This window comes from Streptomyces sp. NPDC006365, assembly GCF_042870755.1.
GTDB lineage: Bacteria > Actinomycetota > Actinomycetes > Streptomycetales > Streptomycetaceae > Streptomyces > Streptomyces xiangluensis.
The window spans coordinates 206,222-229,083 of record NZ_JBIAHS010000016.1 but is presented as its reverse complement, the minus strand read 5'-3'; the positions used below and the strand labels follow the sequence as shown (position 1 = coordinate 229,083).

The following is a 22,862-nucleotide window of genomic DNA, read 5'->3' as shown; positions in this document are numbered from 1 at the left end:
GGCACGCTGTTGAGTTCTCAAGGAACGGACGCTTCCTTTGTACTCACCCTCGCGGGCTTTCCTCCGGGCTTCCCTTCGGTCTTGCGTTTCCGACTCTACCAGACCCTTTCGGGCCCGATTCCCAGTCGAAAGTGGGCTGTCTTCACGGCTGTTCGGGCCGTTCCGACGAGTGAGACTTTAGCGGAATCTCCGGCCCCGAGCTAATCGGGGTCGCGCCCTTTCGAACGCGGATTCCTCATTTCGCAAAAGCGCATCAAAACGAGCCGACGACGGATCGTCGATCGTTGGGTGCTTACTGCGAAATGGCTGTCCGGGGACCGACCGGAGTCGGCGCTCACGTCGGACAACTCGGAGAACAGTACGGAGCGGGTTGGGGCGTGTCAACTTGACGCCGTCGAGCACTCAGGAGAGGTAGCCTCGGGCGTATGACGACGCATGCGTGCACCCAGCTGTGGTGGGCCGCCTGAGGGCGGCCGTTCTCACGTATGTACTCAACGGCCGCCGCCTCGGCGGCCGTTCTCGTTTCTCCCTCCTGGAGGGCTCGGCCGACGGGCCGCGGCGGTCCTGATCAGGAGGTGGAGAGATGACGCGGGTCTTCAGTGGGGTCAAGCCGACGGGGCATCTGACGCTCGGGAACTACCTGGGAGCCGTACGGCGTTGGGCCGACGCCGATCAGCACAGCGCCGATGCGTTGTTCTGTGTCGTCGACTTGCACGCGCTGACCGTGGAGCACGATCCCGGGCGGGTGCGCAGGCTCAGTCGACAAGCGGCCACGCTGTTGCTGGCCTCGGGGCTCGATCCCAAGCTGTGCACTGTCTTCGTGCAGAGTCACGTGGATGAGCACGCGCGGCTGTCGTATGTGCTGGAGTGCGTCGCTTCGGACGGGGAGATGCGGCGGATGATCCAGTACAAGGAGAAGGCCGCGCGCGAGCGGACGCGGGGCGGGAGCATACGGCTGTCGCTGCTGACGTATCCCGTGCTGATGGCGGCGGACATCCTTGCGTACGGGACGGATGAGGTGCCGGTCGGGGACGACCAGACGCAGCATGTGGAGCTGGCGCGGGATCTGGCGGTGCGGTTCAACCAGCGGTACGGGCATACGTTCGTGGTGCCGCGAGCCACGCATCCGGTGGTGGCGACGCGGGTGATGAACCTGCAGGAGCCGACGTCGAAGATGGGGAAGTCCGAGGATGCCGGGCCGGGGATCGTCTATCTGCTCGATGAGCCGGATGTGATCCGGAAGAAGATCATGCGGGCGGTGACCGACAGCGGGCGGGACGTCGTGTACGACCGGGAGGGGCGGCCGGGGGTCTCGAATCTGCTGGAGATCCTCGCGGCCTGTGAGAGTGGGAACCCCGAAGGCCTGGCCGGTGTATATGAGTCGTACGGATCTTTGAAGAAGGACACCGCCGAGGCTGTGGTCGAGCTCCTCAGGCCCGTACAGGAGAGGCACAGGGAGTTGTGCGCGGATCCTGAGTACGTGGAGGGGGTGTTGCGGGATGGTGCGGAGAAGGCCAGAGAGATGGCGAAGCCGAGAGTGGACGCGGCGTATCGGGCGATCGGATTGCTGCCGTCGGCGTGAGGGCTGAGTCCGTGGGCGTTGTATCCGTGACCGCTGGGGTCGGTGATCGCTGAGTCGCTGTGCCCTTGGCGCCGGGGGTCTGGACGGGCGGGGTCCAGGTCCGGCGCCGGGGGCGGCGTCAGGTGTTGTTGCCGGAGGCCAGTTCGCGGCCGCGGTCGCGGGCTGCCTCAAGTGCGGCGATGAGGGCGGCTCGTACGCCGTGGTTCTCCAGTTCGCGGATCGCGTTGATCGTGGTGCCCGCGGGGGATGTGACGTTCTCGCGGAGCTTGACGGGGTGTTCGCCGCTGTCGCGGAGCATCACGGCGGCGCCGATCGCGGACTGGACGATGAGGTCGTGCGCCTTGTCGCGCGGCAGGCCGAGGAGGATGCCCGCGTCGGTCATGGCCTCGACCAGGTAGAAGAAGTACGCCGGTCCTGAGCCGGAGAGGGCAGTGCAGGCGTCCTGCTGGGACTCGGGGACGCGGAGCGTCTTGCCGACGGCGCCGAAGATCTCCTCGGCGTGGGCGAGGTGCTCGGCGGTGGCGTGGCTGCCGGCGGAGATGACGGACATTGCCTCGTCGACGAGGGCGGGGGTGTTCGTCATGACACGGACGACGGGGGTGCCCTGGGCGAGGCGCTCCTCGAAGAAGGAGGTGGGGATTCCCGCCGCACCGCTTATGACCAGGCGGTCGGCGGGGACGTGTGGGGCCAGTTCGACGAGGAGGGTGCCCATGTCCTGGGGCTTGACCGTGAGAATCAGGGTGTCGGCGGTCTTGGCTGCCTCGGGGTTGGTCACCGGGGTGACGCCGTAGCGCGTGCGGAGCTCTTCGGCTCGTTCCGGGCGACGTGCGGTGACCAGGAGGTCGGCGGGGGACCAGCCGGCTCGGATCATTCCGCTGAGCAGGGCTTCGCCGATCTTGCCGGTGCCGAGCACTGCGACTTTCTGGATCATGTTCGGTTGCCCTCCGGGCGGGGGTGCGTCGTCCAGGACCCATCCTCGCACCGGGGTCGCGGGGTGGGCCGCGGTGTCCGCTGGGCGGGATGGCTGGCGAACCCCGGGCGCGGAGGCGCTAGGCCGTGCGGCGGCGGAGGGTTGCGGCGCCGAGGGTGAGTACCAGGAGGGCGCAGGCGGCGACGATCAGGACGTCGCGGATGAAGTCGGCGGTGACGTCGGTGTGCTTGAGGACTTCGTTCATGGCGTCGACGGCGTAGGACATGGGGAGCACGTTGGAGATGCCTTCGAGGACGGGGTGCATGTTGGGACGGGGAGTGAAGAGGCCACAGAGGAGGAGCTGGGGGAAGATCACCGCCGGCATGAACTGCACGGCCTGGAACTCCGAGGAGGCGAAGGCCGAGACGAAGAGGCCGAGGGCCGTGCCCAGGAGAGCGTCGAGGAGAGCCACGAGCAGGAGGAGCCAGGCCGAGCCCGTGACGTCGAGACCCAGGGCCCAGACGGCGAGACCGGTGGCGAGGGCGGACTGGACGATGGCGAGGGACCCGAAGGCGAGGGCGTAGCCAGCGATGAGGTCGGCCTTGCCGAGGGGCATGGCGAGGAGGCGTTCCAGGGTGCCGGAGGTGCGTTCGCGGAGGGTGGCGATGGAGGTCACCAGGAACATCGTGATCAGCGGGAAGATGCCGAGGAGGGAGGCGCCGATGTTGTCGAAGGTGCGCTGGCTGCCGTCGAAGACGTAGCGCAGCAGGAACAGCATTACGCACGGGATGAGGATCATCAGCGCGATGGTGCGCGGGTCGTGGCGGAGTTGGCGCAGGACCCGGGCCGCGGTGGCGGTGGTGCGCGAGACGTTCAGCGCGCTCGTCGGGGCGGGCGCCATCCTCGTGGACGTACTCGTCGTCGTGCTCATCGCGTCGTCTCCTTCTTGCGGCCCGCCGCGACCGCCTCGTCCACCAGGCGTAGGAAGGCCGCCTCGACCGTCTCGGAGCCGGTGCGGTGGCGCAGGGCCTCCGGGGTGTCGTCGGCGAGGATCTCGCCCTCGCGCATGAGGAGGAGGCGGTGGCAGCGCTCGGCCTCGTCCATGACGTGGGAGGAGATCAGGAGGGTGGCGTCGCGTTCTGCGGCGATGGAGTGGAAGAGGTTCCACAGGTCACGGCGGAGTACGGGGTCCAGGCCGACCGTGGGCTCGTCGAGGACCAGGAGTTCGGGGGTGCCGAGGAGGGCCACGGCCAGGGAGACGCGGCTGCGCTGGCCGCCGGAGAGATTGCCGGCCAGGGTGTCGGCGTGGCTGGTGAGGTCGACGTCGGTGATGGCGTGGGTGACGTTCTCGTGACGTCGCTCAGCGGAGTCACGGCCGGGGTCCAGGATCGCGGCGAAGTAGTCGAGGTTCTGGCGGATCGTCAGGTCGTCGTAGACGGAGGGGGCTTGGGTGACATAGCCGATGCGGGTGCGGAGGGCGGGGTGGCCGGCGGGGCGGTCGAGGACGTCGAGGGTGCCGGTGACCTTGGCCTGGGTGCCGACGATCGCGCGCATCAGGGTCGACTTGCCGCACCCGGAGGGGCCGAGGAGACCGGTGACCTGGCCGCGCGGGACGGTGAAGTCGAGGCCGCGCAGGACCGTGTGGGGGCCTCGGACGACGGTGAGGCCCTTGGCGCGAACGGCGGATGCGCCGGCTGAGCCGGGTGCGCCGTCGGTTCGGGGTGCTCCCTCGCTGGGATGCCCGGAAGCATAATTCATCATGCGATGAATAATCCTCGCGTGGGCAGGACGCGTCAAGGGGGAGGTGTACGGCGGCATGGGTGCGCGTCGGGATGAGGGCGCGCGTGGGCATGAGGCCCGCGTGGGCGTGAGGGAGGCGGAGCGCGGGTGGCCCGGCAGCTGCCGCTCACCGCCGGTCGCGATCGTCGGCGGGCCTTGGGTGCTGGGGTGCTGTGCAGGGGATTCCAGGCGGGGATGCCGGGTGGGATCAGGAGGTGGCGGTCGGCTTGGTGGCCACCAGCAGGATTACGTCGTAGACCTCCTCGACGATGCCGTCCGGGAAGGCCTCGAGCAGGTGCTTGCGCTCCTCGGTGAGGAAGGCCGCGGTGCGTTCTTCGCCGCGGACGAGGAAGACCGAGTGACTGCCGATGTTCGCGAGGTGCGTGTCGACGGGGACGCGGCGGCTCCAGCGCACCGTGCGGCGGGTGAAGTCGAGGCGGCCGGTGGGGTCGGCGAGCGCGGCACCGACCTCGGGGCCGTTGCCGTTTTTGTCGACCTCGCGGGCGGTGCCGAGGTGGCGCTCGATGCGGTCGGCCTGCTCGCTGATCCACGGGAGTTTCAGGGCACTGGTGTTCCACCACAGCGCGAGCGACCCACCTGGGCGCAGGACGCGGAGCGCCTCCGGAACCGAGCGGGCCGGATCGGTCCAGTGCCAGGACTGGGCGTAGGTGAGGAAGTCGGTGGAGTCAGCGGCCAGGGGGAGGAAGTTGCCGTCGCCGCGGAGGAGGGGCACGTCGGGGAGGGTGCGGCGGAACTGGGCCGCCATGCCGTCGCCGGGCTCCACGGCGACGACGTCTGCGCCGCGGGCGTGGAGCAGTGCTGTCGCTATGCCCGTGCCGGCGCCGATGTCCGCGACGCGGGAGCCGGTGAGGGAGTGGCCGGCCAGGTCTTCGATCGTGTCGAAGAGGGCGGGCGGGTAGGAGGGGCGGTTGGCGGCGTACTGGGCCGCGGCGGCGTTGAAGGAGTGGGCTCGGCTGGCGTGGAGAGCGGCGGGCTGTGGCGGGGGCGTCGTGGCCATATGGCCATGGTGGCCGGGGGCAGGTGGAGGTGACAGTGGGTTTTCAGTGAGACATGGCGGTGAGTCTTCGGTGAGGGATGGCGTGCGGTGGCTGGGCAGCGGTCCTGCGCAGGCCGCTAGGAGCGGCGGCGTTTCTTCGATGGGTTGCCCGTGCGGCGGGTGGTGCGTTTCTCGTGTTGTGTGCGGGCCGTCTCGTATTCCTCGCGGTGGAGTTTTTCGCCGGGGGCCTCGATGAGGCAGCGGAAGAAGTAGGCGAGGAGGGAGCCGACGAAGCCGACGGCCAGCAGGCCGCGGAGGGAGGCCTGGCGTTCGGGGTCGGGGCGGCGGGTGAAGCCGTCCCAGGTGTGGCGGAAGGCCAGAGCGCTGCAGATGGTGAACATCACGACCATGAGGAGCGTGACGAAGCCTCCGGTCTCGGCGATCCGCAGGCCCTCGTAGGTGAGGCGGAGGACGAGGCAGGCAGCGGCAGCCGCGGCCAGCGAACCGGCGGCTGCGGCGATGCGGCGGGCGGCGTAGCCGTGGTCGTGGTTCAGCCAGGTCGTGCCGAAGAAGCGGATGGGTTCGGGCCGGGGGCCGGTGGCAGCCGTGGGGCCGGGGGAACCCTTGGAGCCCGCAGCCGTGGGGCCGGGGGAACCCTTGGAGCCCGCAGCCGTGGTGTCCGGGGTGCCATTCTCTGTGCTCACGCGTTTGATTATGGCTCCGAAGCTGCCGCGGGCTCCGCCGGGTCTAGGAGCAGCGCGGCGCTACGTAGCCGTCGCTGCCGGTGTTCACGTACGCATCCGAGATGTACTCGCCGCTCGAGATGTTGTCCCAGATGTTCGAAGTGCCGTACGGGCCCGTGACCCGCGTGCCCGGCGTCTGGCAGTGGATGGGGACGCGCGCCCCCTCCGCCAGGACCCGGACGATGCGGTAGCTGGTGCCGGGGCCGCTGCGGACGTTGACCCGGTAGCCGGGCGCGACCGAGTAATAGCGCACGGCCGTGGTGGTGATGTCGTCCGTCTGGTCTCTGCCCGCCACCTCTTCGGCACGGTCAACTGACATGCAAACCTCCCCCGTTGAGCCCCATGTCTGTCATGGGGTCCCGTTGATTCCCCTAAATCACACCATGAAACACATGTGCACAACTCGCACTCTGGGACCCGCAAGCCGCCTCAGCCTCGTAAGAGTCATCGACTAGGCTCCGTGCGTCGCGCGCGCGGACGATCAGCACGGGGGTGTTTCCCATGGCGCCACAGCAGGACGCGGGAGCGGGCGCGGAAGCGGAACTTCCCGAGTACGCCGGTCACTACCGCCTCGAGTCCTGCCTGGGTTCGGGTGGCATGGGGGTCGTACATCTGGCCCGGAGCACCTCCGGGATGCGGGTCGCCGTGAAGGTGGTGCATGCCCAGTACGCGAAGGACCGCGAGTTCCGGGGGCGTTTTCGGCAGGAGGTGGCCGCGGCGCGCCGGGTCAGCGGTGCCTTCACCGCGCCGGTCGTCGACGCCGACCCCGAGGCCGAACGGCCCTGGATGGCCACGCTGTTCATCCCAGGCCCGACCCTGTCCGACGAGGTGAAGCGGAACGGGTCCATGTCTCCGGCGCAGTTGCGCCGTGTGATGGCCGGGCTCGCGGAGGCGCTGCGTGACATTCACCGTGTCGGGGTGGTGCACAGGGATCTCAAGCCGAGCAATGTGCTGCTCGCCGAGGACGGGCCGAAGGTCATCGACTTCGGCATCTCCCGGCCGAAGGACAGCGAACTGCGTACCGAGACCGGCAAGTTGATCGGTACGCCGCCCTTCATGGCGCCGGAGCAGTTCCGGCGGCCTCGCGAGGTCGGGCCCGCCGCCGATGTCTTCGCGCTCGGGTCGGTGATGGTGCACGCGGCGACCGGGCGCGGGCCGTTCGACTCCGACAGTCCGTACATCGTCGCCTACCAGGTCGTGCACGACGAGCCGGATCTGACCGATGTACCGGAACAGCTCGCGCCGCTCGTGCTGCGCTGTCTGGCGAAGGAGCCCGAGGACCGGCCGACCCCCGACGAGTTGATGCGGGAACTGCGGTCGGTGGCGGCCTCCTATGACACGCAGGCGTTCATACCGGGGCAGCGGTCGGTGGATGACGGGCCGACACCGAGACCGAAGCCTCGTACGGAACGTACGGGAAAGCCTGAAGAGACGGGACGGGCTGAAGAGTTCGCCGCGGAAGCGGAACCAGATGCGGCGGAACGAGAGGGCGCGCAAGCAACGGCCCAAGTGGCCGGACGGCGGCAGCCCGGAAAGCGCCTGATCAGGCGGGCCGCCCTTGGCGCCGGAACGCTCGGGCTGGCCGCGCTCGGCGTGCTGGCCTCCGTAACCCTGCTCGACGACGGAGGTCCGGCGCCGGCGCCGGCGCCGGCGCCGGAGAGCAACGCCGCGCAGAGCGCACCGGCCCGGTTCAGCGCGTGGGAGGCGAAGCCGGTCTCCATCGACGGCGGCCAGAGCACCCAAGGAACCCAAGGCACCCCCCAATGCTCGTACGGAGCAGGGAAGTTGCTGTGTGCGCAGACCGGACAGGTCTTCGCTCTCGATCCGGCCGACGGACGCCGGCTGTGGCAGCATCCCATCGCCGACACGATCCCGAGCAGGCCGCCGTTCCTGTCGGCCGGACTCGTGCAGCCCTCACTCGACCAGGGGCGCCGCACAGCGGCGCTCGACCCCGCTTCGGGCAAGGTCCGCTGGCAGCGGAGCCTGCCCGCGCACGACAGCACGGCGAGCGCCGGGGGCATGCTGCTGCTCACGGGCGCCGACGGGACGGTCACCGGGGTGGACGGCGCCTCGGGCGACAGGAAGTGGGGCCGGCCGATTCCGGGCCAGGCCGCGCCGTACTTCACCACGTTCGCCGGGGACCCCCTCGCCTACGCGACGAGCACGTCCGACGACGGGGCGAGCACGCACATCACGGCGGTGGATCCGCGGACGGGCGAGGTGCGGTGGGACGCGCGGCTGAAGGGGCTGCTGGAGCTCCTCGGCACGGCGGACGGATCCGTCTTCTTCGCCTCCACCGATGCCGCGTACGGCGAGACGAAGGCCGTGGTCCGCTACACGCCGGACAGCGGGACGACGCGGCGGGTGGCCCTGCCCGTCCCGCTCCAGCAGGCTCACGGCACTGTGCACGGAAATGTCGTCCACCTCAGCGGTACGGGCGGATCGCTGGCCGCCGTCGACATGGACGCCCGCCGGCAGCTGTGGCGGCTCGAAACGGGCGTCTCCCGCAGCTCGGATCCGGTCGCCGACGACCGGCATGTGTACGTCAGCGCCCCGGACGGGCGGCTCCTCGCCGTCGACGCCCGCAGCGGAAAGCTCATCGGCCAGACGTCCCCACGGCTCGGCACGCGCTCCGACCGGGTCGCGGCCTCCCTCCCGGAGCCCGTGATCGCAGGCGGTCATGTGTACGCCGGCGCGCCCGACGGTTCCGTGTTCGCCGTCGACGGACGTGATCCATCGGTCTGGTCGCACGCGGCCCGGTAGCAAGCGGAAGGACCGCCCCCGACGAACAGGAGGCGGTCCTTATCCAAGATTCAAATGCCGCTCGCCCGGGCTTCAGCCGAGCAGGGACACGTCCCGCACGGCACCCTTGTCCGCACTCGTCGCCATCGCCGCGTACGCCTTCAGGGCCGCCGAGACCTTTCGGTCGCGGTTCTTCGGGGCGTACGTCCCGTTCAGGGCCGTACGGCGGGTGACCAGCTCCTCTTCGGAGACCAGCAGGTCGATCGAGCGGTTCGGGATGTCGATGCGAATGCGGTCGCCGTCCTGGACCAGGGCGATCGTGCCGCCGGACGCCGCCTCCGGGGAGGCGTGGCCGATCGACAGGCCCGAGGTGCCGCCGGAGAAGCGGCCGTCCGTCACCAGGGCGCAGGCCTTGCCGAGGCCGCGGCCCTTGAGGAAGGAGGTGGGGTAGAGCATCTCCTGCATGCCGGGCCCGCCCTTGGGGCCCTCGTAGCGGATGACCACCACGTCCCCTTCGCGCACCTGCTTGGCGAGGATCTTCTCGACGGCCTCCTCCTGCGACTCGCAGACCACCGCCGGGCCCTCGAAGGTCCAGATCGACTCGTCGACGCCGGCCGTCTTCACGACACAGCCGTCCACGGCGAGGTTGCCCTTGAGGACGGCCAGGCCGCCGTCCTTCGAGTACGCGTGGGCGACGTCGCGGATGCAGCCGTTCGCCGCGTCCGTGTCGAGTTCCTCCCAGCGCTCGGACTGGGAGAAGGCCTCGGCGGAGCGCTTGCAGCCGGGAGCCGCGTGCCACAGCTCCATGGCTTCCTCGGACGCCGAGCCGCTGCGGATGTCCCAGGCGTCCAGCCACTCCTTGATGGAGGGGCTGTGGACGGTGTGGACGTCCTCGTTCAGCAGGCCGCCGCGGTAGAGCTCGCCGAGGATCGCGGGGATGCCGCCGGCGCGGTGCACGTCCTCCATGTAGTACGTCCGTGTCGCCGCGACGTTGGGCGCGACCTTCGCCAGGCAGGGGACGCGGCGGGAGACGGCGTCGATGTCGTTCAGGTCGTAGCCGGCCTCGGCCTCCTGGGCGGCGGCCAGCAGGTGCAGGATCGTGTTGGTGGAGCCGCCCATGGCGATGTCGAGGGCCATGGCGTTCTCGAAGGCCGCGTGGGTGGCGATGGCGCGCGGGAGAACGGAGGCATCGTCCTCGTCGTAGTAGCGCTTGGTCAGCTCGACGACGGTGGCGCCGGCCCGCTCGTACAGCTCCTTGCGGGCCGTGTGTGTGGCCAGGACCGAGCCGTTGCCGGGGAGGGACAGGCCGATGGCCTCGGTCAGGCAGTTCATGGAGTTGGCGGTGAACATGCCGGAGCAGGAACCGCAGGTCGGACAGGCGTTCTCCTCAATGCGGAGGATGTCCTCGTCCGAGACCTTGTCGTTGACCGCGTCGGAGATCGCGTCGATGAGGTCGAGCGTGCGGACCGTGCCGTCGACCAGCGTCGCGCGGCCGGACTCCATGGGGCCGCCGGAGACGAAGACCGTCGGGATGTTCAGGCGCAGCGCCGCCATGAGCATGCCCGGAGTGATCTTGTCGCAGTTGGAGATGCAGATCAGGGCGTCGGCGCAGTGGGCTTCCACCATGTACTCGACACTGTCCGCGATCAGGTCGCGGGAGGGCAGGGAGTACAGCATGCCGCCATGGCCCATCGCGATGCCGTCGTCGACGGCGATCGTGTTGAACTCACGCGGGATGCCTCCGGCCGCCGTGACCGCCTCGCTGACGATCCGGCCGACCGGCGCCAGGTGGGTGTGGCCGGGCACGAACTCGGTGAAGGAGTTGGCGACCGCGATGATCGGCTTCCGGCCGATGTCCGCGCCCGGTACACCGGAGGCGCGCATTAGGGCGCGGGCGCCCGCCATGTTGCGGCCGTGGGTGACTGTGCGGGACCTCAGATCGGGCATCGTCGCTCGCTCCTTCGGAGAGTTCTGACAGGTTTCGAGCCTACGCCGGTGCTCCGGTTTCCCGACGGGACGTCCGGAATACGGGATGTGTGTCTCGGTTGGCGGCCGGGGCGAGCAGAAGTTTTCTGTCCCGGTCGATGGCCGTGCCGGAGGCCGCGTCAGGGCCCCGTCAGATGCCCCTGGACCACCGGGGCGAGCCGCGCGATGACCAGCTCCGGGTCCGCCGACGCCAGCGGCTCGATCTTGATCACGTACCTCATCATCGCCACTCCCACGAGCTGGGCGGCCGCGAGTTCGGTGCGCAGTTCCGCGTCCGGGGCGTCGAGCCGACCGGCGATGCGGCGCATCAGCTGTGCGGCGACCAGGCGGCGGAAGACGGCGGCCGCGGTCTCGTTGTTCACCGCCGACCGGACGATCGCGAGGAGCGGCATCCGGGTCACGGGGTTCTCCCAGAGGCCGAAGATAAGGCGGGTCATGCGCTCGCCGACCTCGTCGAGGGGGCCTTCGAGGACCACGTCGCGCACCTTGAGGGCGGGCGAGAAGGCGACCTCGACGGCCGCCTCGAAGACCTGCTCCTTGGTGCCGAAGTAGTGGTGCACGAGTGCCGGGTCCACGCCCGCCGCCTTGGCGATGCCGCGTACGGACGTCTTGTCGTAGCCGCGCTGGGAGAACTCCTCGCGGGCCGCCGCCAGGATGCGGTCACGTGTCGCGGGGGCGTCCGCCGACTGCGTACGGGAAGGGCGTCCGCGGCGTCGGGGGGCCGTGTCGGTCATGAGCCGGCGACCCGCAGCGCCGAGGCGAGGTGGAGTCGGCTGAAGGCCAGGGCCTCGGCGAGGTCGGCCTCGCGTTCGGCGCTGGACATGGCCCGGCGGGTGTTGACCTCGATGACGACATGGCCGTCGAAGCCGCTCCGGGCGAGCCGCTCCAGAAGCTCGCCGCAGGGCTGGTTGCCGCGCCCCGGGACGAGGTGCTCGTCCTTCGCCGAGCCCCGGCCGTCGGCGAGGTGGACGTGGCCGAGCCGGTCGCCCATGCGGTCGAGCAACTGCATGGCGTCGGCGCGGGCCGTGGAGGCATGGCTCAGGTCGATCGTGAAGTGGCGGTAGTCGTCCTTCGTCACGTCCCAGTCGGGGGCGTACGCGAGCATCTCGCGGTCGCGGTAGCGCCAGGGGTACATGTTTTCGACGGCGAACCGTACGTCCGTTTCGTTGGCCATCCGCCAGATCCCGGTGACGAAGTCGCGGGCGTACTGGCGCTGCCAGCGGAACGGCGGGTGTACGACGACCGTGGAGGCGCCGAGCTTCTCGGCGGCGGACCTGGCGCGCTGGAGCTTCACCCAGGGATCGGTGGACCAGACGCGCTGGGTGATGAGCAGGCAGGGGGCGTGAACGGCCAGGATCGGGATCTGGTGATAGTCGCTGAGCCTGCGCAGCGCCTCGATGTCCTGGCTGACCGGATCGGTCCACACCATGACCTCGACCCCGTCGTACCCGAGGCGCGCGGCGATCTCGAAGGCCGTCGCCGTCGACTCCGGATAGACAGAGGCCGTCGACAGCGCGACCTTCGCATCCGGGATGCGGACCACTGGTTCTGCCACGAAGGACAGAGTACGGGTTGCCTCGGGCGGTTGTGCGGGGGCGGCTCGCCTTGGCCGAAGGGTGACGTCGGTTGTCGTACGGTTCGCCTAATCGCCGCTGGGTTTTCGCCGCGGGCGAGTGCGGGTTCGTCGCGGCTTGTCGCTCCCCCACTCTCGGCTTCGCTCAGGGCGGGGGCCCATCGCGGCGGAGCCGCACGTCGATACAGCCCCGCGCCCCTTCGGGGCGCTTACGTGGTCGCCATCTGATCCAGGCTCCGGAGGATCACTCCCTCCCTCAGTGCCCAGGGGCATATTTCCAGGGTCTCCACGCCGAACAGGTCCATCGCGCCCTCTGCCACCAACGCGCCTGCCAGGAGTTGGCCTGCTCTGCCCTCGGAGACTCCGGGGAGTTCTGCTCGTTGGTCTGTGGTCATGGTGGCCAGCTGGGGGACCCAGTCCTCCAGGGATCTGCGTTTCAGTTCGCGTTGTACGTAGAGGCCTTCTGCCGAGCGGGCGGCTCCTGCTATGCGGGCCAGCTGGCGGAAGGTCTTGGAGGTGGCGACCACGTGGTCGGGGGAGCCGAAGCGGCTGAACTCTCCGACCGTGCGGGCGATCTGGGCGCGTACATGCCTACGCAGCGCCTTGACGTCCGCGGGGTCCGGTGGGTCGCCGGGCAGCCAGGCGGCCGTCAGGCGGCCCGCGCCGAGCGGCAGTGACACCGCCGCGTCGGGTTCCTCGTCCATGCCGTACGCGATCTCCAGGGAGCCGCCGCCGATGTCGATGACCAGCAGCTTTCCGGCCGACCAGCCGAACCAGCGGCGGGCGGCGAGGAAGGTGAGCCGGGCCTCTTCCTCGCCGGTGAGGACCTGGAGTTCGACGCCCGTCTCGGTGCGCACCCGCTCCAGTACGTCGTCGGCGTTGGTCGCCTCGCGCACGGCGGAGGTCGCGAACGTCAGCAGGTCCTCGACGCCCTTGTCCTCGGCAGCGTCGAGTGCCTCCCGGACGACGGAGATCAGTTTGTCGACGCCCTCGGGGCCGATCGACCCGCTCTCGTCGTGCAGTTGTGCGAGCCGCAGCTCCGCCTTGTGCGAATGCGCGGGCAACGGGCGCGCGCCAGGGTGTGCATCCACCACCAGGAGGTGCACCGTGTTCGAACCCACGTCGAGGACACCGAGTCTCATGGACGGAACGCTACTGCGAGCCGGCCCCCTGCTGGTCCCCGGAGTGGTTCCCGGCGACTTACCCTGGACGCGTGCCAAAGACGAAAAAGGCGAAGAACGACAAATCGGCAGGCTCAGACACATCGGCCAAGGGTTCTTCGCAGGCGAAGGCGACCGGCAAGACCAAGAAATCCCCGAAGAAGTCCCTCCAGCAGTCCCTCCAGCACTCATCCAAGAACTTTCCGAAGAAGGCCGCTGTCCCTGCGTCCGAGCCGGACGAGAAGGGGCTCGACTTCGCGCGTGCGTGGGTGGAGTTCCCGGATCCGGCCGACGACGAGCAGGTCTTCCGCTGCGATCTGACCTGGCTGACCTCTCGCTGGAACTGCATCTTCGGCAGCGGCTGCCAGGGCATCCAGGCGGGTCGCGCGGATGACGGGTGCTGCACGCTCGGCGCCCATTTCTCGGACGAGGACGACGAGAAGCGCGTCGCCGGGCATGTGGCGAGACTCACGCCGGAGATCTGGCAGAACCACGACGTCGGCATGGAGACCGGCTGGGTCTCGACGGACGACGAGGGCTCCCGGCAGACCCGCCCCTACCAGGGCTCGTGCATCTTCCAGAACCGCCCCGGTTTCGACGGCGGCGCGGGCTGCTCGCTGCACATCCTGGCGCTGAAGGAGGGCCGCGAGCCCCTGGAGACCAAGCCGGACGTCTGCTGGCAGCTGCCTGTGCGACGGACGTACGACTGGATCGACCGGCCCGACGACACCCGCGTACTCCAGATCTCGATCGGCGAGTACGACCGCCGCGGCTGGGGTCCGGGCGGCCACGACCTGCACTGGTGGTGCACGTCGGCGACGTCCGCGCACGGCTCGGGCGAACCGGTGTACGTCACGTACCGGCCCGAGCTCATCGAGATGATGGGCAAGGCCGCGTACGACCGGCTGGTGGAGCTGTGCGAGGAACGGCTGGCGTCCCGGCTGCCGCTGGTGGCAGCGCATCCTGCCGATCCGGTGGATTGAGCTGTCAGGTTCCCTGAGGGCTCGGGGTGCCGGCGTCACTCGCCGGCGCGGGTGGGCCCGCGGGTTCCGCAGGGGTCGGTGTCGGGTCCGGCTCGGACGGGGCCGGGCTGGTGGGCGTGGGCTCGGGGGCCGAGGGGGTCGGGTCGCTGGGTGTGGGGCCGGGAGCCGAGGGTGTGGGAGCGCTCGGCGTCGGGTCCGGGGCAGGGCCCGGGTGTGATGGGCCCGCCGTCCCGTAGCCGTCGATCGAGACCATCGCGCCCGCGGGTGCGATCGACACCCGCGCGCTCCAGGGGCCGTTCGGCTCGCGGAGATGGTCGACGTACACCTTGATCGTCAACGACTCGCCGGGCCGCAGCGTTCCCGACGACTGGCTCAGGTAGAGCCAGGAGGCGCCGGTGCGCGCGGACCAGTGGACCGGTGAACCACCCGATGCCCTGAGAGTGATCAACGTGGTGTCGCCGCTGGAATCGGCCTCTACGGAGAGACCCTTTTTCTGATGGCCGGAGGCCACGCCGGTGACCTGGACGGCGACTTCGGGCGAACGTTTTCCCTCGCCGAATCCCTTGCCCATTCCCTCGCTGAGCTGCGGCTCCGGCTTCGGGTCGGCGCTGCCGGCGTTCTCGTAGTCGGCTGCGTCGTCGGCGTATTCGCCGCCGAGTGCGTCCGGGCCGTGCGCCTCGTTCGCGGTGATGGGGCGACCTGGCGTGCCCTCGCCGGTGAGGGGGGCGCCGCGGTAGGCCGCCCCCAGGGCGAGTACGGGAGCCGCCACTACGGTGACGACGACCGTCGTCGTGACGGCACGCGCGCGGAGGCGGTTACGGCGGGCAGCGTGGTGCTTGGGGTCCATCGGGAAGCCGCGCCGGTCGAAGCGCGGAGCGCCGCCCCGCGCGCGTGGGGCATGCGCCATCGCCATGTGGAGGGCCGCGCGCGGGGCTTCGAGTACGGGGAGCGCGGCGGGCGTGACGCTCGTGCCGGGCCAGGAGCCGGGGATCGCGCGCTCGGCGGTACGGCGGCAGCGCGGGCAGTCGTCGACGTGCCGGACCAGTTCGCGGCGCAGGGGCGTGCTGAGGACCAGCCGGTCCCCGGTGAGCCGGGCGACGCCCGGGCAGGCGCCGGTCTCGACGACGGCGAGGGCGGCGCGGGTCCGCTCCACCTCGCAGGCGGCGGCACCGAGGAGTTCGCGGGCGGCGAGCAACTCCATGCCGAGGACGGCGGCGACTTCGCGGACGGCGAGCTGGTGCCGTACGGCGAGTTCGAGCGCTTCGCGCTGCTCGGGCGTGGTCCCGGCGGCCTCCGGCCAGGCGAGCAAAGCGAGTTCACTACGGCGACGGTCTTCTTCGGCGTCCGACGCGCGCGTGCCGCCACGTCTCTGCCCGACGGGCTTGGCCCCCTTGGCCTGTTTGGCCTGCCGGCTGGACTGCCTTTTGCCCTGCCGGTCCGTGTCCGTGGTGTCGGCGAGCTTGCGCAGGCACGCCCAGCGGGCGAGGGCGTACAGCCAGGCCCTGCGCTCGTCAGCGGCCTGCACACCGCGCGGGCCGCGGCGCTCGGCGAGCGCGAGGGCGTCCCCCAGGGCGGCGACCGCGGCGTCGTGGTCGCAGAGCACGGACAGGCAGTACGTGAACAGGCCGTCCAGATACGGCTCGTAGCGCGTGGGCGGGCACAGCGCCGACGTACGGACCGCCGCCCGGTCGAGTGCGGCACGGTAGGCCAGGGGTGCGCCGGTGGTGTGCGTGGTGGTTTCCGGACTGCGGCTCATCACCCGAGGGACCGTAGGCGCCGGGCGGCGGCCGCTTCTCCCTGCATGAGCGCTTTTAATCCATACGGGTGAAACGATCCTCCATAAGGGGACAGGAACGCATAATTCAGCGGAGCGTTCCGGATAGGTTGCGGCCGTTTTGCGAAGGGTGCCCCGATCTCGGCAGCGAGGCCGGAAGCACGTGGTCGTCGGTGGGTTCGTGGGCGGGGACGGCGTTGTCAGTGGCGGCGGTTACGGTTTCGTCCATGGCTGCCCGTACGAAGACCGCGAAGGACCGGCCGTCCTACCGCTGCACCGAATGCGGCTGGCAGACGGCCAAGTGGCTCGGCCGCTGCCCCGAGTGCCAGGCCTGGGGGACGGTCGAGGAGTACGGCGCGCCCGCGGTCCGTACGACGGCCCCCGGCCGGGTCACGACGTCCGCGGTGCCCATCGGCCAGGTCGACGGCCGCACGGCGACCGCCCGCCCCACCGGCGTACCCGAGCTGGACCGGGTGCTCGGTGGCGGCCTGGTGCCGGGCGCGGTCGTGCTCGTCGCGGGCGAGCCGGGCGTCGGCAAGTCCACGCTGCTGCTGGACGTGGCGGCCAAGTCGGCAAGTGACGAACATCGCACGCTCTACATCACCGGCGAGGAGTCCGCGAGCCAGGTCCGCCTCCGCGCCGACCGCATCAAGGCGATCGACGACCACCTGTATCTCGCCGCGGAGACCGATCTGGCTGCCGTGCTCGGTCACTTGGACGCGGTGAAGCCGTCCCTGCTGATCCTCGACTCCGTGCAGACCGTGGCCTCTCCGGAGATCGACGGCGCCCCCGGAGGCATGGCCCAGGTCCGTGAGGTGGCCGGAGCCCTGATCCGCGCCTCCAAGGAGCGCGGCATGTCCACACTCCTTGTGGGCCATGTCACCAAGGACGGCGCCATCGCGGGCCCCCGCCTCCTGGAGCACCTCGTGGACGTCGTCCTGAGCTTCGAGGGCGACCGGCACGCACGCCTGAGGCTCGTACGAGGCGTCAAGAACCGGTACGGCACGACGGACGAGGTCGGCTGCTTCGAACTGCACGACGAGGGCATCACCGGACTCGCCGACCCCAGCGGCCTGTTCCTCACCCGCCGCGCCGAGCCCGTTCCCGGCACCTGCCTGACCGTCACCCTCGAAGGCCGCCGCCCACTGGTCGCCGAGGTCCAGGCGCTCACGGTCGACTCGCAGATCCCCTCCCCCAGGCGTACGACCTCGGGCCTGGAGACCTCCCGTGTCTCGATGATGCTCGCAGTCCTGGAGCAGCGCGGCCGGATCAGCGCCCTCGGGAAGCGGGACATCTACTCGGCGACCGTCGGCGGCGTGAAGCTTTCCGAGCCGGCCGCGGACCTGGCGATCGCCCTCGCCCTGGCCTCCGCCGCGAGCGACACCCCGCTCCCCAAGAATCTCGTTGCGATCGGCGAAGTGGGACTCGCCGGCGAGGTCAGACGGGTCACGGGCGTCCAGCGCAGACTCGCCGAAGCCCATCGTCTGGGCTTCACGCACGCGCTCGTACCGGGCGATCCCGGCAAGATCCCTCCCGGCATGAAGGTCCTGGAAGTGGCCGATATCGGGGACGCGCTGCAGGTGCTCCCGAGGTCGCGTCGTCGAGAGGCCCCACGGGACGAGGAGGAGCGCCGGTAGACTTTGCCCAGGTCTCGCCCGTCCGTACGAACGAAGTATGCGAAACGGGAGCGCCCCAGATCCTGCGACCGGAGGAGTGCAGTGGCAGCCAATGACCGGGCGGCAGCTCCCGGAAAGTCCGGTGGGAGCTCCGGTGCCGATGGGCTGATGCGCGCCTCACTGAGCGCCGTGGCACCTGGCACGGGTCTCCGCGACGGCCTGGAGCGGATTCTCCGCGGCAACACCGGCGGGCTCATCGTGCTCGGCTGGGACAAGACGGTCGAGTCGATGTGCACGGGCGGCTTCGTCCTGGACGTCGAGTTCACAGCGACCCGGCTGCGAGAGCTGTGCAAGCTCGACGGCGGCATCATCGTCGACAAGGACATCACCAAGATCCTTCGGGCAGGCGTGCAGCTGGTGCCCGACCCCACCATCCCCACCGAGGAGACGGGCACCCGGCACCGCACGGCCGACCGGGTCTCCAAGCAGGTCGGCTTCCCCGTCGTCTCCGTCTCCCAGTCCATGCGCCTGATCGCGCTGTACGTGGACGGACAGCGCCGCGTCCTGGAGGACTCGGCGGCCATCCTCTCCCGCGCCAACCAGGCCCTGGCGACGCTGGAGCGCTACAAGCTCCGCCTCGACGAAGTCGCCGGCACGCTGTCCGCCCTCGAAATCGAGGACCTGGTCACCGTCCGGGACGTCTCGGCCGTGGCCCAGCGTCTGGAGATGGTGCGCCGGATCGCCACGGAGATCGCCGAGTACGTGGTGGAGCTGGGCACGGACGGCCGCCTTCTCGCCCTCCAGCTCGACGAGTTGATCGCGGGCGTCGAGCCCGAGCGTGAACTCGTCGTACGGGACTACGTACCGGAGCCGACCGCCAAGCGCTCCCGCACGGTCGACGAGGCCCTCGCCGAACTCGACGCGCTCACCCACGCCGAGCTGCTCGAACTGCCCACGGTGGCAAGGGCGTTGGGCTACACCGGCGCCCCCGAGACCCTCGACTCCGCGGTGTCACCGCGCGGCTTCCGTCTCCTCGCCAAGGTGCCACGCCTGCCCGGCGCGATCATCGACCGCCTGGTCGAGCACTTCGGTGGCCTCCAGAAGCTGCTCGCCGCGAGCGTGGATGACCTCCAGACGGTGGACGGTGTCGGAGAGGCGCGGGCGCGGAGTGTTCGGGAGGGGCTGTCGCGGTTGGCGGAGTCGTCGATTCTGGAACGTTACGTCTGAGGAACCTGGGGTTTCGTACGTCCCTGACGGCGCCCTGCAGGAACGTACGAACCCTCAGTCCTTCGCCAGGACGAACGACGTGCGGGCCGTGGTCAGGCCCGGAGCCGTCGCCTCCACCAAGTACGTGCCGGCGCTCGCCGTATCCGCCGGAGGCGTGCCGCACTGCGGGGCACTCGCCTTGCGGTCCCACTCAAGGGTGCGGGTGACGCTTTCCTTCGCCGGAATGCGGTACAGGACGCTGCCGGCGCCCGTCGGGCAGTCTGCCGAGGACCACATCTCGTCGTCACCGCCTGCCTGAGTGATCGTCAGCACCGCTTCCTTCGGGCCGAGATCGAGCTTGCAGTCGGTGGCGGAGGAGTTCGCGACGACCAGCTCCAGCTCGGGCTGCTCATCGGGCGAGTAGGTGTTCTGGACGCTGCGCAGCGTCAACTTGACGGCTCCGGGAGTGCAGTTGGGGAGGCCGGACCCAGCGGGAACCGTATCCCCGGAGACGCCGCCACCCCCCACGCCGGCCGAGCCACCACCGGCACCGCCCGCACCACCGGAGGAACCGTCCACCCCGCCGGAGCCCGCGGAGCCACCGCCGGAGTCGCCGGACCCGTCGCTTCCTCCGCTCCCCCCACTGCCGCCGCTGCCCCCACTCTCTTCGCCCGACTCGTCGCGTCCACCCGGGGCTTCGCTGATCGCGGGTCCTGAACTGGTGGGGCCGGGCGTGATGGAGGGCGCGGGGTTCTTGCCGTTGGACCCGTCCGCGCCGTTGTTGCCGCCCCCGCCGCCAGAGGTGACGATCCAGGTGATCAGCAACGCCAACAGCGCGACCAAGGACACCAGAACGGCCCTCCGACGCCAGTAGATGGAGGAGGGAAGCGGCCCGACAGGATTGCGCAGAGATCCCACGGCGCAAACCTTACGAGAGATCGGCGGGTTCGCTGTCCCCACCCGCCGCCGTGAGCCCCAACTTTTCCGGATCATCATCCCAGAACATGTACCTCCGGCGGTTGGGCGGGGCGCCTACGGGGGTGGGGCAGGGGGTTCTTGGGCGACTGCGGGTCCACCGTGGCTGGTCACGCCCCGCGGCGGAGCCGCCTGTGTCACAGCCCCGCCCTGAAAAGCACAAGCCGGCGACTCCCCGCGCTCGGAGCAGGCCCGCGCCCCAGCTACCCGCACCCTCCCAACGACGGGAGGGGACGTGGGCCGGTGCGTCGGATGCCCGTCGCGTAGGTTCTGTCCTCAGGAAACCCGCACCCGACAATGAACCCAAACCGCCACGACCCCATTCCGCCCAACCGCCGGAGGCACGTGGCAGGATCGGTGCCGTCATGACTGCGCCCACAAAGCCCACCCCCAGCACCCCCGAAACCCTCCACACCCCCGTAATCCACTGGTTCGAAGAAAACGCCCGCGACCTCCCCTGGCGCCGCCCCGAAGCCGGCCCCTGGGGCGTCATGGTCAGCGAGTTCATGCTGCAGCAGACGCCGGTGAACCGCGTGCTGCCGGTGTACGAGCAGTGGCTCAGCCGCTGGCCCCGGCCCGCCGACCTCGCCGAGGAGTCCCCGGGCGAGGCCGTCCGCGCCTGGGGACGGCTCGGTTACCCACGGCGCGCGCTACGGCTGCACGGAGCCGCCGCAGCCATAGTGGAGCGCCACGGCGGGGACGTACCCACGGATCACGCGAAGCTGCTCGCGCTGCCCGGCATCGGCGAGTACACGGCCGCCGCCGTGGCTTCGTTCGCGTACGGGCAGCGCCACGCCGTCCTCGACACGAACGTGCGCCGCGTGTTCGCCCGCGCCGTGACCGGCGTGCAGTACCCCCCGAACGCCACCACCGCCGCCGAACGCAAGCTCGCCCGTGCCCTGTTGCCCGAGGACGAGCACACGGCCTCGCGCTGGGCCGCCGCTTCCATGGAACTCGGCGCGCTGATCTGCACGGCGAAGAACGAGAGCTGCGTACGGTGCCCGATCACCGCCCAGTGCGCCTGGCGCCTGGCCGGAAAGCCCGCGCACGAGGGCCCGCCGCGTCGCGGCCAGACGTACGCGGGAACGGACCGTCAGGTGCGCGGCCGACTCCTCGCGGTGCTGCGCGAGGCGGTCGGACCGGTCCCGCAGCCGGCGCTCGACCGTGTCTGGGACGAGCCGGTGCAGCGCGCCCGCGCCCTGGACGGCCTGGTCGCGGACGGCTTGGTCGAACCCCTCCCGGGCGGCCTGTACCGACTCCCCCTCACCTGACGCGTATCTCCCCAACCCCTCACTGACGCGTACCGCCCCTCCCTCTCAGACGACGCACAGACTCCACAAACACATCACAGCCCACTGACAGACCACCGGCACCGCTGCCCTAAACAAATCCCCCCAATCCCGCCCCATCCCCCGCGCGTCTTTACTCCCGCCCTACTTCCGTTACACAACCGACGGACAGCCGAGCGCTCGCCGCAGGCTCGCTCGGACAACCCCGTGACAAGTCCTCCGTAGCTTCATTGACGTACCGCGGACCAGCGGAACACGGAGCGGAGAACAGCCGGCAGCAGGCGGGTCGGTAACGGGGATCGGAGGCGGTTGGACATGGCGCACGGCGAGGTGCTCGAGTTCGAAGAGTACGTACGCACCAGGCAGGACGCGCTGCTGCGCAGTGCCCGCCGTCTGGTGCCGGACCCGATCGACGCCCAGGACCTGCTGCAGACGGCGCTGGTACGGACGTACGGTCGCTGGGACGGCATCTCCGACAAGCGTCTCGCGGACGCCTACCTGCGCCGCGTCATGATCAACACGCGTACGGAGTGGTGGCGGGCCCGCAAGCTGGAGGAGGTCCCCACCGAGCAGCTGCCGGACGCGAGCGTGGACGACTCGACCGAACAGCACGCGGACCGCGCGCTGTTGATGGACATCCTGAAGGTGCTGGCTCCGAAGCAGCGCAGTGTCGTGGTGCTGCGACACTGGGAGCAGATGTCCACGGAAGAGACGGCCGCCGCCCTCGGCATGTCGGCCGGAACGGTCAAGAGCACGCTGCACCGGGCCCTGGCCCGGCTCCGTGAGGAGCTGGAGAGCCGCGGCTATGAGGGGCGAGCGCTCGAAGCGGGCAAGGCGGGTAAGGAGCAGGAGCGTTGCGCGGCCTAGACACAGGCCCGGACACGGAGCCCCCACGGGCCCGTAGGGTCACGAAGGCGGCGATCACGGCAGTGGCCGTGCTCGCCGCCCTCGGCCTTTTGGTATCCGCCTGCGCGAGTGGCGGCACCGGCGCCCGCGACGAGGGCCCGGCCCGTTCGGACTCGGTGTCGGTGGGCGCCGTCGCGCCCTCCGCCTCGCCCTCCACGGCCGAGCCGAGCGTGGACGCGGTCCAGCTCCTCAAGGCCGACCCGAAGGTCAGCGCAGCGATCAAGCACGATCTGCAGCCGTGTGTCGCCGACGAGTATCCGGTCGACGTGTCGTACGGCAAGCTGACGGGCGGGTCCGCGAACGACATCGTGGTCAACGTGCTGACCTGCGACGATGCGGTCGGAGTCGGCTCGTACGTGTATCGCGGGCAGAGCGGCGAGTACAAGAATGTCTTTCAGGCCGAGAAGCCTCCGGTCTACGCGGAGATCGATCGGGGCGACCTGGTGGTCACCCAGCAGGTGTACGAACGGGGCGACTCGGTGGCGCTTCCGTCCGGCGAGGAAGTGATCACGTACCGCTGGATCGGGGACCGCTTCACGGAGCAGGCCCGCACGCGCCACGACTTCAGCAAGGTGGGCGGCGAGACACCCACCCCGGCCGAGAACTGACCTTGACTGACAGCACTGCCCTGGCCGACAACT

General features: G+C 70.2%; 20 protein-coding genes. 8 read left to right on the top strand and 12 right to left on the bottom strand.

Annotated elements, in window-relative coordinates:
• The first annotated feature begins 583 nt into the window (after positions 1-583).
• Positions 584-1,582, top strand: coding sequence for a tryptophan--tRNA ligase (gene trpS, locus ACFYO0_RS34315; RefSeq protein WP_388683970.1), 999 nt, complete (start codon positions 584-586; stop codon positions 1,580-1,582).
• A 118-nt stretch (positions 1,583-1,700) separates the two neighbouring features.
• Here trpS and proC read toward each other — a convergent pair whose 3' ends face one another.
• The 6 genes from proC to ACFYO0_RS34285 form a co-directional block, all read right to left on the bottom strand.
• A complete protein-coding gene (gene proC, locus ACFYO0_RS34310) occupies positions 1,701-2,513 on the bottom strand; it encodes a pyrroline-5-carboxylate reductase (RefSeq protein WP_388683968.1) in 813 nt (270 codons plus the stop codon).
• 118 nt (positions 2,514-2,631) lie between these two features.
• Positions 2,632-3,423, bottom strand: a complete 792-nt coding sequence (locus ACFYO0_RS34305; RefSeq protein WP_388683967.1) for an ABC transporter permease — start codon at positions 3,421-3,423, stop codon at positions 2,632-2,634.
• Positions 3,420-4,253 carry an ABC transporter ATP-binding protein gene (locus ACFYO0_RS34300; protein ID WP_388683964.1) on the bottom strand — a complete coding sequence of 278 codons (834 nt, stop codon included), beginning with the start codon at positions 4,251-4,253 and terminating at the stop codon, positions 3,420-3,422. The genes ACFYO0_RS34305 and ACFYO0_RS34300 overlap by 4 nt, the downstream gene beginning before the upstream one ends.
• 226 nt (positions 4,254-4,479) lie before the next feature.
• A complete protein-coding gene (locus ACFYO0_RS34295; RefSeq protein ID WP_388683962.1) occupies positions 4,480-5,289 on the bottom strand; it encodes a class I SAM-dependent methyltransferase in 810 nt (269 codons plus the stop codon).
• A 116-nt stretch (positions 5,290-5,405) separates the two neighbouring features.
• A complete protein-coding gene (locus ACFYO0_RS34290; RefSeq protein WP_388683960.1) occupies positions 5,406-5,972 on the bottom strand; it encodes an EamA/RhaT family transporter in 567 nt (188 codons plus the stop codon).
• A 43-nt stretch (positions 5,973-6,015) separates the two neighbouring features.
• Positions 6,016-6,330 (bottom strand): SH3 domain-containing protein, encoded by a 315-nt coding sequence (locus tag ACFYO0_RS34285; RefSeq protein ID WP_388683958.1) that lies wholly within the window; start codon positions 6,328-6,330, stop codon positions 6,016-6,018.
• A 182-nt stretch (positions 6,331-6,512) separates the two neighbouring features.
• Here ACFYO0_RS34285 and ACFYO0_RS34280 point away from each other — a divergent pair, with 182 nt between their 5' ends.
• Positions 6,513-8,774: a PQQ-binding-like beta-propeller repeat protein gene (locus ACFYO0_RS34280; protein ID WP_388683956.1), complete on the top strand. Its 2,262-nt coding sequence runs from the start codon at positions 6,513-6,515 to the stop codon at positions 8,772-8,774.
• A 72-nt stretch (positions 8,775-8,846) separates the two neighbouring features.
• Here ACFYO0_RS34280 and ilvD read toward each other — a convergent pair whose 3' ends face one another.
• The 4 genes from ilvD to ACFYO0_RS34260 form a co-directional block, all read right to left on the bottom strand.
• Positions 8,847-10,700, bottom strand: coding sequence for a dihydroxy-acid dehydratase (ilvD, locus tag ACFYO0_RS34275; RefSeq protein ID WP_388683954.1), 1,854 nt, complete (start codon positions 10,698-10,700; stop codon positions 8,847-8,849).
• Positions 10,701-10,858: 158 nt separating this feature from the next.
• Positions 10,859-11,473, bottom strand: coding sequence for a TetR family transcriptional regulator (locus ACFYO0_RS34270; RefSeq protein WP_388683951.1), 615 nt, complete (start codon positions 11,471-11,473; stop codon positions 10,859-10,861).
• Entirely contained in the window at positions 11,470-12,294 is an 825-nt protein-coding gene (locus ACFYO0_RS34265) for a sugar phosphate isomerase/epimerase family protein (protein WP_388683949.1), read from the bottom strand. The genes ACFYO0_RS34270 and ACFYO0_RS34265 overlap by 4 nt, the downstream gene beginning before the upstream one ends.
• 227 nt (positions 12,295-12,521) lie before the next feature.
• Positions 12,522-13,454 carry a Ppx/GppA family phosphatase gene (locus ACFYO0_RS34260; RefSeq protein ID WP_388683948.1) on the bottom strand — a complete coding sequence of 311 codons (933 nt, stop codon included), beginning with the start codon at positions 13,452-13,454 and terminating at the stop codon, positions 12,522-12,524.
• A gap of 71 nt (positions 13,455-13,525) precedes the next feature.
• On the opposite strand from ACFYO0_RS34260, the gene ACFYO0_RS34255 reads away from it, so the two are divergent.
• Complete coding sequence (locus ACFYO0_RS34255; RefSeq protein ID WP_388683946.1) at positions 13,526-14,455, top strand: hypothetical protein; 930 nt, start codon at positions 13,526-13,528, stop codon at positions 14,453-14,455.
• 4 nt (positions 14,456-14,459) lie between these two features.
• On the opposite strand, the gene ACFYO0_RS34250 is transcribed toward ACFYO0_RS34255, so the two are convergent.
• Entirely contained in the window at positions 14,460-16,211 is a 1,752-nt protein-coding gene (locus ACFYO0_RS34250; protein WP_388683944.1) for a hypothetical protein, read from the bottom strand.
• Positions 16,212-16,456: 245 nt separating this feature from the next.
• On the opposite strand from ACFYO0_RS34250, the gene radA reads away from it, so the two are divergent.
• Together radA and disA are read left to right on the top strand one after the other, a co-directional pair.
• On the top strand, positions 16,457-17,866 hold the full coding sequence (gene radA / locus ACFYO0_RS34245) for a DNA repair protein RadA (protein ID WP_386347612.1): 1,410 nt from the start codon (positions 16,457-16,459) through the stop codon (positions 17,864-17,866).
• 81 nt (positions 17,867-17,947) lie between these two features.
• Positions 17,948-19,072, top strand: coding sequence for a DNA integrity scanning diadenylate cyclase DisA (disA, locus tag ACFYO0_RS34240; protein WP_386347610.1), 1,125 nt, complete (start codon positions 17,948-17,950; stop codon positions 19,070-19,072).
• 54 nt (positions 19,073-19,126) lie between these two features.
• Here disA and ACFYO0_RS34235 read toward each other — a convergent pair whose 3' ends face one another.
• Positions 19,127-19,969: a hypothetical protein gene (locus ACFYO0_RS34235; protein WP_388683941.1), complete on the bottom strand. Its 843-nt coding sequence runs from the start codon at positions 19,967-19,969 to the stop codon at positions 19,127-19,129.
• A 422-nt stretch (positions 19,970-20,391) separates the two neighbouring features.
• On the opposite strand from ACFYO0_RS34235, the gene ACFYO0_RS34230 reads away from it, so the two are divergent.
• The 3 genes from ACFYO0_RS34230 (at position 20,392) to ACFYO0_RS34220 (ending at position 22,829) form a co-directional block, all read left to right on the top strand.
• Positions 20,392-21,297, top strand: a complete 906-nt coding sequence (locus ACFYO0_RS34230; RefSeq protein WP_388683939.1) for an A/G-specific adenine glycosylase — start codon at positions 20,392-20,394, stop codon at positions 21,295-21,297.
• 333 nt (positions 21,298-21,630) lie between these two features.
• On the top strand, positions 21,631-22,182 hold the full coding sequence (locus ACFYO0_RS34225; RefSeq protein ID WP_386347600.1) for a SigE family RNA polymerase sigma factor: 552 nt from the start codon (positions 21,631-21,633) through the stop codon (positions 22,180-22,182).
• Complete coding sequence (locus ACFYO0_RS34220) at positions 22,170-22,829, top strand: hypothetical protein (protein WP_388683938.1); 660 nt, start codon at positions 22,170-22,172, stop codon at positions 22,827-22,829. The genes ACFYO0_RS34225 and ACFYO0_RS34220 overlap by 13 nt, the downstream gene beginning before the upstream one ends.
• Positions 22,830-22,862: the final 33 nt, after the last annotated feature.